Here is a 13208-nt window from a genome sequence, read left to right on the forward strand (position 1 = left end):
TCTCGTCATCACGAAAGGCGCGCATGCGCGCCTTTCGAACGACAACGAGCGTGCGTCCGCCTCGCGACTGGGGCTTTGGGCGTGTTCATCGCAGTCGTCCGTCTCACTTCGTACAGCCGAGTGGCTGGGGCTTTGGACGTGTTCACCTCGCCAGCAACGATCCCGTTCTACTCACCCCGATCCCTATCGAAACAACCGTACTACTAGCACTCTTCGGCGACAAGCGATCTCGTACGACGTCGATCCGAAGAACGTGAACTCGATAGATCCACCGACTTCTCTCAGACGTCGACGTTCGACACGGCCTGGCCGGAGGCGTCGACCGTGATGACCGTACAGTCGAGCTGGTCGCGCAGGTAGCTGTCGATGTCGGGGTCCGAGAGGAGCTTCTGGACCATGCGCCGCCAACGACCCGCCTGCTTCGAACCGATGACGACGACGTCGGCGCCCTCGGCGACGATCTCCTCGAGGATCGTCTCCTCAACGAGAAAGCCACGTCGGACGACGTACCGGGCGCGGTCGACCCGACCGACCCGACGCTCGACGGCGCGTTTGAGGTCGCTTCGCGAGACGCCGCTGCTGTTCTGATACAGGTCGACGTGGAGGACGGTGAGTTCGGCGTCGCGCTCCTCGGCGACACGGACGCCCTCCCGGAGCGTCGCCTCCGAGTGGGCCGTCACCGGATACCGAACCGGCACCACGACCAGGGTCATATTGCCACGAACGCGTTCACCACGTAAATACGCTGTCGATAGCGGGACGAACAGGGCCATACGACCTCCCGATCCGTTTCGAACATCGGGAAGTACGGGATGGAAGTGAACGTACTGACCGCCCCCGTGGTTTTTCGTGAGGCGGTCGCTCGGTGTCGTCCGCCGTTCGCGGATCGCGTCGCGGTAGCACGACGCCGAAAAACGTCCCCGCCACAAGGGGGGTTCATCCCGCTTTGGGCAGTTCCACGACGAAGACGGCGCCATCGGGGTCGTTGTCTTCGACCCACACGTCACCACGGTAACTGTCGACAAGGGTTTCGACCAGGTAGAGACCGAGCCCCGTTCCCGCGCTCTCCAAGTTGCGGTCCCCCTTCCCGAAGATGGCCTCTTTCCGGTCGTCGGGGATCCCCGGGCCGTTGTCCGCGACTCGGATAGTTGCGCACTCGTCCGAAACGGTTACCGAGACCGTCACCTCCGCCAACGGCTTGTCGTTGTGCTGTATCGCGTTCTTCACCAGGTTTCGGAACACCGACGAGATCATCTCGTTGGCGTCGATCGTGACGGAGGGGACGGTCGTCCCGAAGGTTATCGCGGCGTTCGGGTACGAGGACTGTACCTCGCTCACCTCCGTTTCGAGAACCGTGCGGAGATCGATCTGCTGGCTCTCCTGTGTAACCGAAAGCATCACGTCGGCCATCTCGCGTGCAGTACTGGTGAGTTCAACGGCGTGGTTGGCGCTTTCCTGTATCGTGGTGATGTATCCGCTCACCTCGTCGTCCTCACACTTCTCGGACAGAAGGTCCGCGTACGCAGTGACGAGTTGCAAGTCGTTGCGAACGTCGTGGCGAAGGACTTGGTTCAGTACCTCGAGGTTATCACGCTGCTGCTCGAGTTGCCGCTCGTACTCCTTCTGTTCGGTAATGTCTTGCACGTAGACGATGTATCGACCGTCCTCGAGGTCCACCGTCTCGAGGAGTACATCGACCGTCCGTCCGTCCTTGTGCTGTATCTGCCGTTCAGCCCGCATATGGCCAGTCTCTCGAACCCCCACGAGCGAGACCGCGTCCCCCGGATCGTCGCCTTCGGGGATCAACTCCGTCGTCGACATCTCGAGGAGTTCAGCCCGCGAGTAGCCGACCATCTCGCACGCGGTTTCGTTCACCTCAACGTATTCTCCGTGTCGGTTTACTTCGAAGATCCCGATCGGGACGTTCTCAACGTGCGGACGATACGACGATCCCTCCGTCGCCGAAGTCATACACCGGATTACGCCCGAACGTGATTAAAACCGATCGACCCGACCCTCACCGAGTCGAACGGTCACCCGCGAAGCGTTTTGAGACCGGTTCCCGAAGCATGAGTCGATGAGACCGGACGATACGTTCGACGAGATCGTCGTCCGCGTCGGCGGAATGGGGAGCGCGGCCACCTACCACCTCGCGGAACGCGGCGTCGACGTCCTGGGGATCGAGCGATACGACGTGCCGCACACCCACAGGTCCTCCCACGGCGAGTCCAGGCACCGGCGGTTGCCACAGACGAAGGGCCACGAGTACGTGCCGCTCGCGAGACGGGCCCGGGAGCGCTGGCTCGATTTGGAAGCGGAGACCGGGTGAGAGCTGTTCGTCGAGACCGGGACGATCGGGATCGGCCCCGCCGGCAGCGACGAGATCGTCGACGCGGCCGCGGCGTGCGACCGCCACGACGTCGCGACGAGACGCTGTCGACCGCGGAGATCGGTGAGCGGTTCCCCACCTACGACCTCCCGGACGACAAGTTCTGTAGCGTCGGCGGCGAGACGTTCGCCGACCTCGCGACGACCGACGAGACCGCCATCCCGATCGGGACGTTCCGGTTCGAGGTCGGCTGTGAGGGCTCGACGCGCTATCGGCCGATCGATCGACGCTCCGCTGACGCCGTTCGTGCTCGCTCGACTCTTCGTCGATACCGTTCGTGCTCGCTCAACGCTCCGCCGTTCGTCCCCGACGGACGTGGTTTTATCACCGTCTGTGACCCGACGGTACAGTGATGACTCTGGACACCGACCGCGTCGAGACCGTCTTCGTCGATTCCTACAGCACGCTCGTCGACGAGCTGTCGACGGAACGGGCGCTCCGCGAACACACGGACAACCCCGAGGCGATCGCACGGATCTGGGACCTCCGGGGGAGCCTGTACGGCCTCACGTCGACAGTGCTCGACGACTTCGGGCCGACATGGGAGCGCTACGAGGCGTCGTTGGACTACGCGTTAGGGGTGGCGGACGCCGACGTCACCCCTGCCGAACGGGAGGAGATACTCGACAGCGTGGGCGAGTTGGAGGTGTACGACGACGTCAAAGGGGCCCTCCACACCGGGATGCAGGGCGTCCGGATGAACCGCGCCGGCACCGAGTGGGAGGGCTTCCTCCGCCAGCCGGACTTCGCGGTGGAGACGTTCGACGAGTTCGCGGACGAGATGGGGGTGTGAGATGGTCTCCGACGCGGAACTCGAGCGGTTGGACACAGCGGTGGACGGCCTCGCCGACGACGCGGTCGCGTTCCTCCGGGAGATGGTCCGCACACCGAGCGTGAACCCGCCGGGCGACTACGCCGCGATCGTCGACCTGCTGACGACCGAGTACGAGGGGTACGGCTGGGACGTCGAGATCGAGCGGGCGCCCGAGGCGCTCGTGGAGGAACTCGGCCTCCCGCACCCGCGGCCGAACGTCCTCGCGTACGCGACCCGGGGACCGGGGGCGACGATCGCGCTCAACGCCCACATCGACACGGTTCCCGTCGAGGAGTCGAACTGGACGTACGACCCCTTCGGCGGCACGGTGGAGGACGGCCGGCTGTACGGCCGCGGCGCGCGCGACTCGAAGGGCCGCATCGCCGCCTACACGCTGGCGACGCGCGCGCTGGAGGAGAGCGGGCTGCTCCCAGAGGACGCCACGCTCGTGCTGGCGTTGACGGCCGACGAGGAGACCGGCGGGGAGGCGGGTGCGGGCCACGTGGTCGAGAGCGGCGCGCTCGAGGCCGAGTACGCGATCGTCGAGGGGAGCACCTACGCGGTCGAGTACGCCTCCTCGGGTGTGCTGACGCTCCGCGTCGACGTCGAGGGCGCGTCCGCACACGCCGGGGTCGAACCCGAGAGGGGCGCCAACGCGGTAGTCGCGGCCGCACGGCTCGTCGACGCGCTCGACGCACACGGCGACGACCTCGCGGACCGGGAAAGCGAGGTCCCGGGCGTCGGGAGCGCAACCTGTACGCCCTCGACGATCGAGGGGGGCGTCGAGACCAACGTCGTCCCGCCGACCTGCTCGTTCACGGTCGACCGCCGGGTGCCGCCGGACCACGACGCCGCGATCGCGGAGCGGGAGGTCCGCGAGGTCGTCGCCGGAACGGACCTGCCGGCGGGGACGTCGGCGACGGTGACGGCGCTGAGCCGGACGAAGGCGTTCCGGTCGGACCCCGAGGACCCGCACGTCCGTGCGGTCGCGACGAACGCGAACAGGGTGATCGGCGACGTGCCAGTGCGCGGCACTCGCGGCGGCTCCGACGCCGGGCACTTCCACGCCGGCGGAACGAAGGCCGTCAAGTTCGGCCCTGGCGGTCGGGACTCGAACGTCCACGGCCCGGACGAGAACCTCGCGCTCGACCAACTGCGCGACGCCGCCGTCGTCGTCGCCGCGAGCGTCCGCGACATCGCGCGCAACGAGTCCTGAGCGAGCCGGACGTCCGATATCGACGATCGGACACACGGGACTCGACGCGTGCTCGACTGGGAGCCCGTCGGCGACGGCGTGCGCGTGCGGACCGACCGGGGAACGTACGCAGGCGGACCACCCCGTGGTCTCCTCGGGGGCGTGGGCCGGGAAGCTCTTGAGGCTCCTCTCCGGGAAGCTCCGCCCGGACGCTTTTAACCGTTCCTTCGCGGGTGACCGTGCTCGACCGTTCGCTACGATCCGTCACCGTCCGCGAGTGGACCATCGCACTAAATATCTGATTATCGGATGCGTGTGCGCCCTTTTGGCGAAGTTGAACGACAGCGATTCGTCTCTGTGAACTCTGTGCTGTCCGCTGAGCGATCCACTAAGGACAGACTAACAAAGTATAGTATAGCTGATGTATAGAATTATGTTTGAATCCTTCAGGGACGACGCGTCGAGGCGAGACGTACTAAAAGCGAGCGCGGCGAGCGTCGGCGCGTCGATGGGACTGGTCGGGACGGCGAGCGCCGCCGACGGTGCGGTCGAGTTCGACGAGCCGATCACCATCACGCCGGACGACTCGGGGACGACGTTCGTCCAGACCGCCGACTTCGACGGGCGAGTCCTGATCAGACCCGGCGTCGAGGACGTGACGATCGACGGCAACGGCTACATCATCACGGGCGGCGGCATCGGAGGAGGGAGCTACGACGGACCGAGTATCGTGAATCTCACACTCCAGAATCTTTACCTCCCAGACGGAGGCGTCAGCGTCGACGAACCGGGCGGGCTCGTCCTCAGGAACAACGTCATACAGGACTTCGGTAGCGAGTCCGCAGGCGGCGTACACGCGGTCGACAACACGATAGCCGGATCCATCCGATTATTCGAGAACCAGGCCAACAACGTGTTCGCACGCAACGTCGTTTCGAGTATGAGCTTCGCCGACGACCTGATGGGCTCTCACAGAGTGTCGAACAACTTCATTATGGGCGACGAACGCGGGCCGGGAATCGGTCTACAGGTGTCGAACGCGTTCGACGGGCGGTTTCAGATTCTGGACAACTACGTCGCGAACGCCGACGGCGCGGGAATCGACTTGGAGGACGCAGGCGATCTGAAACCGGTGGTCAGCGGCAACGTAATCGTCGGCAACGGGAGCCACGGGCTCTTCTCGTACGGGAGCGTCGCGAGCGTGAGCGGAAACATGTTTATCGGAAACGGGGGTGACGGCGTCAACGCGTCGGTCGGAACGTTCACGAAGAACGCAGCGGTGTCGAACGACGGCGTCGGATTCGACGTTGGAGTCGATCGCGACTGCCTCCGCAACGTCGCCGTCTCGAACGGCGGCGGCGGGTTCCGCGTCGAATCCACAGGCGCCAAGGTCAAGTTCAACCGCGCGACGGGCAATGACGGCGACGGCGTCGTCCTTCGCGGAAGCGGGTTCCCGTTCCGGAAGAACAACATCAATACCAACGGGGGCGACGGTCTCGTTATCAACGCCGACGACAGCGGGCTCTCGAGAAACCGCATCTGCGGGAACGACGGCGAGCAACTGGTCGACGACGGCGACGAAAATCTGTTCGCGAATAACCTCGTCTGCTAAGCACGCCCCGCGTACGCCGGTCTCCTCTCTATAGATCGCTCCACGCGCCGAAGAAACGCTGGAGTGCGGTGAGGTGCCCCACGACGGCGAACAGCGCGAGGAGCAGGCCGACGACGTTCAGACCGACGACGATCGGCGCCGAGTAGGCCGCGGCGACGACGCCGACGACCCCCATCAGCGCGAGCCGGTCGGCGCGTCCGAGCAGCCCGCCGTACTCGCGGCCGATCCCGACCGCCTGGATCTGGGTACCCATGTACGACGTCATCAACACGCCGGTCACGGCGAGAAAGCCCAATGCGTACGCGTTGATACCGGCAGTGAAACCCGCGATAACGGCGATGTCGGCGTAGCGGTCGAGGACGTGATCCAGCAGGTCGCCCCCGTCCGAGGCGACCGCCTGTGCGCGCGCGAGCGCGCCGTCGACGAGGTCGAGCCAGCCGTTGAGCAGGACGAGAAGCGACCCGAGGACGTAGAACGCCGGCTCCGCGACCGCGAACGCGCCGGCAGCGAGGATCGCCGCGCCGAACGCGAGGACGCTCACCTGATCGGGCGAGAGCCCGAGCCGATCCGCAACGCTCACCCACGGGCCGAGCAGGCGGTCGGCGACCGACCGGAACCGGTCTAGCGTCACGCGAGGATCCCCTCCGAAGTCATCGTTCGTCCGTCCGTAACTCCCGGCCGGTTGATAAGCGGTCTCATACGTAGTCGGTGAAGTCGACGGTTCCGGCGCTCGGCTCGACCGTGCCCGCTATCGCCTCGCGAATCGCCTCGGCGACGGCCTCGGGGGGCAGGTCGGTCGTGTCCACCTCGTAGACGTTCTCCACCCCGTGTATCGAGACGGCCTCAGAGAGGATCACGTCGAGCGCCTCCGACTCGGCGTTCTCCGCCGTAGTCGCCGTCGACTCGCCGCGCTCGAGCAACCGTTCCTCGACCGTCTCGGGGCGACAGCGCAGGACGACGACGCGGTCGACGTCGAGGTGGTGTGCCAGGTGTGAGTCGAGCACGCCGGTCCAGTCGCCGAGGTGATCGGCCACCGCGTCGAGGTCGGCGACGAGGGTGTCGCGCTCGGCGTCGCGCTCGGTCCAGAGGTCCTCGTGCGCCTTTATCAGGTCGTTGAGGTGGATCACCTCGTACTCCTCGAGCAGCGCCGTCGCGGTCGACTTTCCCGTTCCCGGCGTGCCGGTGACGGCGACGCGGTCGGGACCGTCCCCGGTCACGCTTCCGCCTCGAGGTCGAGGTCCGTGAGCACCCCGTTCAGGCGCTCGACCGCCTCCTTCGTGTCCTCGCGCGTACCGGTGGAGACCCGGACACACTCCGGCAGCCCGAACGAGGTACAGTCCCTGATGATGACGCCCCGCTCCTGGGCAGTCTCGGCGACCGCGCTCGCGTCGCCGACGCGCGCGAGCACGAAGTTGCCGGCCGACTCGAACGTCTCGGCGTCGAGTTCGCGGGAGATGTACTCGCGGGACCAGCGCGCGGTCTCGACGGACTCCGCGACGTGTTCGGGGTCGTCGAGCGCGGCCAACGCGGCCCGACACGCCAGCTCGCTCGCTGCGAACGGCGTGTTGACGCGAGCGTACGCCCCGCCCCACTCCTCGGGGACGACGCTGTAGCCGATCCGGAGGCCGGCGAGGCCGTACGCCTTCGAGAACGTCCGGAGGACGGCGACGTCGTCCCGATCGTTCACGAGCGGGATCGCGCTGTCGACGTCGGCGAACTCCCCGTAGGCCTCGTCGACGACGACGAGGGTCTCCTCGGCGGTCGCGTCCGCGATCGTTTCGACCTCCTCGAGCGGGATCACGGACCCGGAGGGGTTGTGCGGCGAGGTGAGGTAGACGATGCGTTCGCCGCCGTACGCGCTCAGCACGCGCTCCGCGGTCTGAGCGAAGCCGTCGTCGATCGAGAGGGGATACGTCTCGACGTCCGCGTGGTGGTACCGGGCGGACATCGCGTAGTACGCGAAGCCGGGATCGGGGACCAACACCCGGTCGTCGGACTCGAGAGCAGCCCGCGAGAGGTAGTCGATCGAGCCGTCGGCCCCCGGCGACACCCACACCTGTTCGGTCGTCACGTCCCACTCCTCGGCGATCCGTTCGGTGAGGTCCGTGTGGGAGGACTTCGGGTAGACGTGTACCCGATCCGCGTGTTCGCGGATCGCCTCGACGGCCGCGGGGCTCGGCCCGTGGGGGTTCTCGTTCGAGGAGAGTTTGATCAGTTCCGAGCGATCGATCCCGAGTTCGCGGGCGACCTCCTCGACGCCCCTGCCGGGCACGTACGGGGAGTGATCCGAGAGGTCCCGTGGTTGCATGCCCGTGAGTCCGCGGCGGCCCGCCTTAAGAGTGACCGAAACTGCGCGTCGGGGTCACGCCGTACGTCCGACCGAAACGGTGCGTCCGGGTCGCCACGGATCGGTCGGTTCCCCGGGAGTGACTGCCGACCCACTGGGCACGACCGTCGATTCACCGAGAACGACCGTCGGTTCACCGGAAACGAGGTGTGCGATCGGTCCGCACTCGCGCCCGACAGCGGGACCGGGACGGCCCCGGATCGGGGCGGTCCCGTGCCGATTTAGGGGATATGGACGTCGTGTTCGAGCGTCCCGACGCCCTCGACGGTCACCTCGACCGTGTCGCCGTCCGAGAGGGGTCCGACGCCGTCGGGGGTTCCCGTGGCGATCACGTCGCCGGCCTCCAGGGTCAGGTACGTGGTGATCTCCTCGATCAGCGTCGGCACGTCGAAGATCAGCTGGCCGAGGTGTCCGGACTGTTTCCGCTCGCCGTTCACGTGGAGCTCGACGCTCGCCTCGTCGGGAACCTCGTCGGGCGTCGCGACAACGGGTCCAAGCGGGGCCGAGTTGTCGAACGCCTTCCCCCGCACCCAGTTCTGCTCGCGGTTCTGGTCGTCACGGTTCGAGACGTCGTTCATACAGGTGAACCCCTCGACGACGTCCATCGCGTCCTCGGCAGCGACGTCCTTACACGACTCGCCGATCACGACGACGAACTCCGCCTCCCAGTCGATCCGGTCTTTCCCCTCGGGGACGGTGACCGTGTCGCCGTGGCCCGCGAGCGCGTTCGGTCCCTTCAAGAACAGCAACGGCCGATCCGGCACGTCGTTTCCGAGTTCGGCGGCGTGTTCGGCGTAGTTGCGGCCGATACAGACGATCTTCGAGGGATCTACCGGAGGGAGGACGTCGATGTCGGGGTCGTCGAAGTCGTACACGTCGTCGCCGAACGCGACCGTCTCGGTCTCGGGGTCGTAGCGGCCTTTGCGGATCGAGCCGGCCGGGTCGCGGAACCGTGCGTAGTGCATACTGTGCCATCGAATGTGATAGTTATAACCTCCCGGAATGGCCCCCTTGTTGCCGGCGGAACGGCACGCCGGAGGAACCGGCCGTTCTCACCGCTCTCGAACAACCGGAGCGTCGACTCCCGATCCGCTACGGAGCGTCGACTCCCGATCTGCCACGGAGCGTCCCCCGATCCGCTACGGAGCGTCTCCCGATCCGCTACGGAGCGTCGTCGACCGCGGAAGACGGATCCGCGTCGTCGAAGTTTATTAGCCTCCGTCGAGATGTACCGACCGGACCATGGACCTCACTTGGCACGGCCACTCGACGTGGCACGTCGTCGTCGACGAGACCGAACTACTGATCGACCCCTTCTTCGACAACCCGAAGACGGACGTCGACCCCGAGGAACTCGACCCGGACTACCTCCTCTTAACGCACGGGCACACGGACCACATCGCCGACGCCGACCGGTACGAGGGCGCGACGGTGGTCGCCACCCCGGAACTGACGGGGTACGTCCAGGACACCTTCGGCCACGACGAGGCCGTCGGCGGCATGGGGATGAACATCGGCGGCACCGTCGAGTGCGGCGACGCGTGGGTGACGATGGTACGCGCGGACCACTCGAACGGGATCGACACGGGCTACGGCACCTCCGCGGGGATGCCCGCCGGCTTCGTGATCGGCGACAAGAAGCCGACCCAGGAGTCGGACCCCGACTGCACCACGTTCTACCACGCCGGCGACACCGGCCTCATGTCCGAGATGGTCGACGTCATCGCGCCGTACCTCGAGCCCGACGCGGCCGCGTTGCCCGTCGGCGACCACTTCACGATGGGGCCCGCCGGGGCCGGCATCGCCGCCGACTGGGTGGGTGCGGACGTGGTGTTCCCGATGCACTACGACACCTTCCCGCCGATCGAGATCGACACCCGGGAGTTCGTCAACGAGGTGAAAGCGGCCGGGGCGGCCGCCGAACCCGTGATCCTGGAGGGCGACGAGACGTACACGCTCGAGTCCTGAGACGGGGCGAATCCGCCCTCGAAACGACCCGTATAGGAAGCTTTACCCCCGCGGGAGCCCACTTCGGAGACGACATGTCCGACATCGAGACCACCACCGTCTGTGAGGAGGGCTACGCGTGCACGAGCCAGGTCGGCGACTTCGATCTCCAGATCGACGCCACCGACGAGACCGGCCCGAACCCGAACGCCGCGCTCGTCGCGACGTACGCCTCCTGTTACATCCCCGCGTTCCGCGTCGGCGGCGGCCAGCGCGGCGAGGACGACCTCGGCAAGCTCCAGATCGACGCGAGCGCCACGCTGGACGACGAAGACGACCTCGAGTCGATCGTCTTCGACCTCCACGTCGAGGCCGACCTCGACGACGAGACCGCCGAGGAGATCGTCGCCCGCGGGGAGGACATCTGTCACGTCCACTCGGCGCTGAAAGCGGACCTCCAGGCCGAGATCAACGTCCACTCGGGCGCGTTCTGAGGCTCGACGCTCCGCGATCACCCGCTCGAATTTTTTCGATACCGTCCCCCCAGCGAACGGTCCGTACTCTTCCGGAGGCACTCCTCGTTACACGTTCGGCCCGCTCGACGCGTAGTCGACGAGGATACCCGAGGCGGCGTAGCCGACGACGCCGAGGACGACGCCGGCGATCACGGCGACGCCGGGCTCGCGGGCGATGGCGTACGCTGCGAGGAAGCTCACCATCCCGACTGTGTTGGCACACAGGAGCCGTAAGATCCGGTAACTCGGCTCGACGCTCGACATATCGGCTGGAACGGCCGACATGGACATAAACCCCGCACCGGCGCAGACAGCGTGTGCCTCGATATTGGCCGCGACACTCTCGACGTCGGCAACGAGAGCCTCGACGTCGACAACGGGAGCCTCGACATCAACAACGAGAGCCTCGACATCGACAACGGGAGCCTCGACGTCGGCGACGAGCGACGCTACAGCCGTTCGGGGTCGTACGTTTATATATGATATCGCGGCCACCGAGCGTATGCCATCGAACCGACACGGTGCGGGGTCTCCAAAGGAGATGGACGGAGCGGAACGGTCCGACTGCGACGGGATCGGCGGTCGTTCGACGGGTTCCGACGACGTGACGGGGCCGGTTGATACGGTCGGTGCGGTCGATGCCGGTGGCGTCGCGGACGCCGTCGGGCTCGGGACGGCCCGAAACGACTCCCGCGTCCCGTCGGGGCGGGAAACGGACGGCTCCGAGCGCTGGGCACGCGTCCTCTCGTCGGTTACGCCGGCAGCGATGGTCGCGGCCGTCGGGATCCGGGTCGGGTCGGCCGGTCGGCGCTTCGCCCCCGAGGTCGCGGCGCGTCTCGACGGCGTCCCGGTCGGCGTCGACGCCGGGATCCTCTCGGCGGTCGCGGGGACGGTCCACGGGCTCTCCGTTCTCCTCGCCATCGGTGTCGCCTGTGCGATCGGATGGCTGGTCCTGTCGGCGACCGTTCGTCTCGCAACGAGCGCGACGCGGTAGTCGGGGGCTCCCGGAACGGCTTTGGATCCGGCGGGGCAACGACCGGACATGGTCGCGATGGAATCCGACTCCGAACTCGAACGCGACGATACAGCTCCCGACTTCGAGCTACCCGGAACCGACGGCGAGACGCACGCGCTCGACGACTTCGGGACGGACGCCCTGCTCGTGGTGTTCACCTGTAACCACTGTCCGTACGCGAAGGCGAAGTTCGACCTGCTCAACGACCTGGCCGCCGAGTACGACGACCTCGCGGTGGTCGGGATCAACCCGAACGACGCCGAGGAGTACCCCGACGACTCCTTCGAGGCCATGCGCGAACGCGTCGCGGACGGGACGATCGCCTACGACGCGTACCTCCGCGACGAGACCGCCGAGGTCGCCCGGGCCTACGGCGCGGTGTGTACCCCCGACCCGTTCCTGTTCGGCCGGGAGGACGGCGAGTGGCGGCTCCGGTATCACGGCCGGCTCGACGACGCGTTGAACCCCGACGACGAGCCGACGGAGTTCTACGTCAGGGACGCGGTCGACGCGGTCCTCGCCGGCGAGGAGGTCGCACACCCCGACCGGCCGTCGCGCGGCTGTTCGATCAAGTGGCCCGGCGAGTGAGGTCGGTCGGCTCCCGAGCGGGGTCGGACTCTGGGTGGAGTCCGAGCGTCCCGGCGTGGGTTGAAATGGGTTCCGCCCGAAGGAAGCACATGAACATGAAGGAGGTCGGCGAGCCGGAACTCCACGAGATCGACCGCTTCGACCGCGGCGTGGGCTGGATCGCGTATCCGAACGAGGCGATGGAGCGTGCGAGCCACGCGCTCGCGGTGCCGAACGAGGAGGGCGACGACGACGTGTGGGTGATCGACCCGGTCGACGCGCCGGGCGTCGACGACCTGCTCGCGGAGTTCGGCTCGGTCGCGGGCGTCGTCGTCGGGTTGGACCGGCACGAGCGCGACGCCGAGACGATCGCGACCCGCCACGACGCGCCCGTCTACGTCCCCGAGTGGATGACGGGCGTCGTCGAGGGAACGGACGCCACGGTGCGCCGGTTCGGCCGCCGCCTGGCCGACTCCGGCTTCGAGTCGATCCGGATCCGCGACTCGATGGTGCCGCCCTGGCAGGAGGTCGGCCTCTTCGACGGGGAGACCCTCGTCGTCCCCGAATCGCTGGGATCGGCGTCGTACTTCCGGGGGGACCGCGAGCGCCTCGGCGTTCACCCAATGCTCCGGTTCACCCCGCCGCGGACCGCCCTCTCGGGTCTCGATCCCGACCGCGTCCTCGTCGGCCACGGCGTGGGCGTCCTCGAGAATGCCGGCTCAGCGGTCGAGGACGCGCTCGCGGGGTCCCGACGGAAGGCTCCCGGACTCTACGCGAAGACGCTCCGGTCCGCACTCGGGATCTGAA

The 13208-nt window shown here is 67.1% G+C and carries 18 protein-coding genes; 11 read left to right on the forward strand and 7 right to left on the reverse strand.

Annotation, left to right across the window (positions count from 1 at the left end; genetic code table 11):
- Positions 1–281: 281 nt before the first annotated feature.
- Positions 282–713: a universal stress protein gene (locus DQW50_RS07040; RefSeq protein WP_112078589.1), complete on the reverse strand. Its 432-nt coding sequence runs from the start codon at positions 711–713 to the stop codon at positions 282–284.
- 223 nt (positions 714–936) lie between these two features.
- Positions 937–1971, reverse strand: coding sequence for a nitrogen regulation protein NR(II) (locus DQW50_RS07045; RefSeq protein ID WP_112078590.1), 1035 nt, complete (start codon positions 1969–1971; stop codon positions 937–939).
- A gap of 106 nt (positions 1972–2077) precedes the next feature.
- Between DQW50_RS07045 and DQW50_RS07050 the strand changes: the two genes are divergently transcribed.
- The 5 genes from DQW50_RS07050 (at position 2078) to DQW50_RS07070 (ending at position 6010) form a co-directional block, all read left to right on the forward strand.
- Positions 2078–2329 carry an FAD-dependent oxidoreductase gene (locus DQW50_RS07050; protein WP_112078591.1) on the forward strand — a complete coding sequence of 84 codons (252 nt, stop codon included), beginning with the start codon at positions 2078–2080 and terminating at the stop codon, positions 2327–2329.
- A gap of 74 nt (positions 2330–2403) precedes the next feature.
- Complete coding sequence (locus DQW50_RS07055) at positions 2404–2742, forward strand: hypothetical protein (RefSeq protein ID WP_112078592.1); 339 nt, start codon at positions 2404–2406, stop codon at positions 2740–2742.
- Positions 2742–3182 carry a hypothetical protein gene (locus DQW50_RS07060; protein ID WP_112078593.1) on the forward strand — a complete coding sequence of 147 codons (441 nt, stop codon included), beginning with the start codon at positions 2742–2744 and terminating at the stop codon, positions 3180–3182. The genes DQW50_RS07055 and DQW50_RS07060 overlap by 1 nt, the downstream gene beginning before the upstream one ends.
- 1 nt (position 3183) lies before the next feature.
- A complete protein-coding gene (locus tag DQW50_RS07065; RefSeq protein WP_112078594.1) occupies positions 3184–4419 on the forward strand; it encodes a M20 family metallopeptidase in 1236 nt (411 codons plus the stop codon).
- A gap of 412 nt (positions 4420–4831) precedes the next feature.
- Positions 4832–6010 carry a right-handed parallel beta-helix repeat-containing protein gene (locus tag DQW50_RS07070; RefSeq protein WP_198664632.1) on the forward strand — a complete coding sequence of 393 codons (1179 nt, stop codon included), beginning with the start codon at positions 4832–4834 and terminating at the stop codon, positions 6008–6010.
- 28 nt (positions 6011–6038) lie between these two features.
- Here the strand turns inward: DQW50_RS07070 and DQW50_RS07075 are convergent, their stop codons facing one another.
- From DQW50_RS07075 to DQW50_RS07090, 4 genes are all read right to left on the reverse strand, one after another.
- The gene (locus tag DQW50_RS07075) at positions 6039–6641 is read right to left on the reverse strand and encodes a CDP-alcohol phosphatidyltransferase family protein (RefSeq protein ID WP_112078596.1); all 603 of its coding nucleotides are present in this window, start codon (positions 6639–6641) and stop codon (positions 6039–6041) included.
- Positions 6642–6705: 64 nt separating this feature from the next.
- On the reverse strand, positions 6706–7227 hold the full coding sequence (locus tag DQW50_RS07080) for an adenylate kinase family protein (RefSeq protein WP_112078597.1): 522 nt from the start codon (positions 7225–7227) through the stop codon (positions 6706–6708).
- Positions 7224–8318 carry a histidinol-phosphate transaminase gene (gene hisC, locus DQW50_RS07085; protein ID WP_112078598.1) on the reverse strand — a complete coding sequence of 365 codons (1095 nt, stop codon included), beginning with the start codon at positions 8316–8318 and terminating at the stop codon, positions 7224–7226. Before hisC ends, DQW50_RS07080 begins: the two co-directional genes overlap by 4 nt.
- A gap of 260 nt (positions 8319–8578) precedes the next feature.
- Entirely contained in the window at positions 8579–9322 is a 744-nt protein-coding gene (locus DQW50_RS07090; protein ID WP_112078599.1) for a fumarylacetoacetate hydrolase family protein, read from the reverse strand.
- Positions 9323–9599: 277 nt separating this feature from the next.
- Here DQW50_RS07090 and DQW50_RS07095 point away from each other — a divergent pair, with 277 nt between their 5' ends.
- Together DQW50_RS07095 and DQW50_RS07100 are read left to right on the forward strand one after the other, a co-directional pair.
- Complete coding sequence (locus DQW50_RS07095; protein ID WP_112078600.1) at positions 9600–10325, forward strand: metal-dependent hydrolase; 726 nt, start codon at positions 9600–9602, stop codon at positions 10323–10325.
- Positions 10326–10399: 74 nt separating this feature from the next.
- Positions 10400–10798, forward strand: coding sequence for an OsmC family protein (locus tag DQW50_RS07100; protein WP_112078601.1), 399 nt, complete (start codon positions 10400–10402; stop codon positions 10796–10798).
- Between the two features lie 87 nt (positions 10799–10885).
- Here DQW50_RS07100 and DQW50_RS07105 read toward each other — a convergent pair whose 3' ends face one another.
- Positions 10886–11083 carry a hypothetical protein gene (locus tag DQW50_RS07105; RefSeq protein ID WP_112078602.1) on the reverse strand — a complete coding sequence of 66 codons (198 nt, stop codon included), beginning with the start codon at positions 11081–11083 and terminating at the stop codon, positions 10886–10888.
- Between the two features lie 51 nt (positions 11084–11134).
- On the opposite strand from DQW50_RS07105, the gene DQW50_RS17830 reads away from it, so the two are divergent.
- The 4 genes from DQW50_RS17830 (at position 11135) to DQW50_RS07120 (ending at position 13207) form a co-directional block, all read left to right on the forward strand.
- Positions 11135–11302 (forward strand): hypothetical protein, encoded by a 168-nt coding sequence (locus DQW50_RS17830; RefSeq protein ID WP_157964851.1) that lies wholly within the window; start codon positions 11135–11137, stop codon positions 11300–11302.
- Between the two features lie 19 nt (positions 11303–11321).
- Positions 11322–11813, forward strand: a complete 492-nt coding sequence (locus tag DQW50_RS07110) for a hypothetical protein (protein ID WP_112078603.1) — start codon at positions 11322–11324, stop codon at positions 11811–11813.
- Positions 11814–11861: 48 nt separating this feature from the next.
- The gene (locus DQW50_RS07115) at positions 11862–12422 is read left to right on the forward strand and encodes a thioredoxin family protein (RefSeq protein WP_112078604.1); all 561 of its coding nucleotides are present in this window, start codon (positions 11862–11864) and stop codon (positions 12420–12422) included.
- 95 nt (positions 12423–12517) lie between these two features.
- Complete coding sequence (locus DQW50_RS07120) at positions 12518–13207, forward strand: hypothetical protein (RefSeq protein WP_112078653.1); 690 nt, start codon at positions 12518–12520, stop codon at positions 13205–13207.
- Position 13208 lies beyond the last annotated feature (1 nt).

The sequence above is a fragment of the Halorubrum sp. 48-1-W genome (genome assembly GCF_003287355.1).
Classification (GTDB): Archaea; Halobacteriota; Halobacteria; order Halobacteriales; family Haloferacaceae; genus Halorubrum.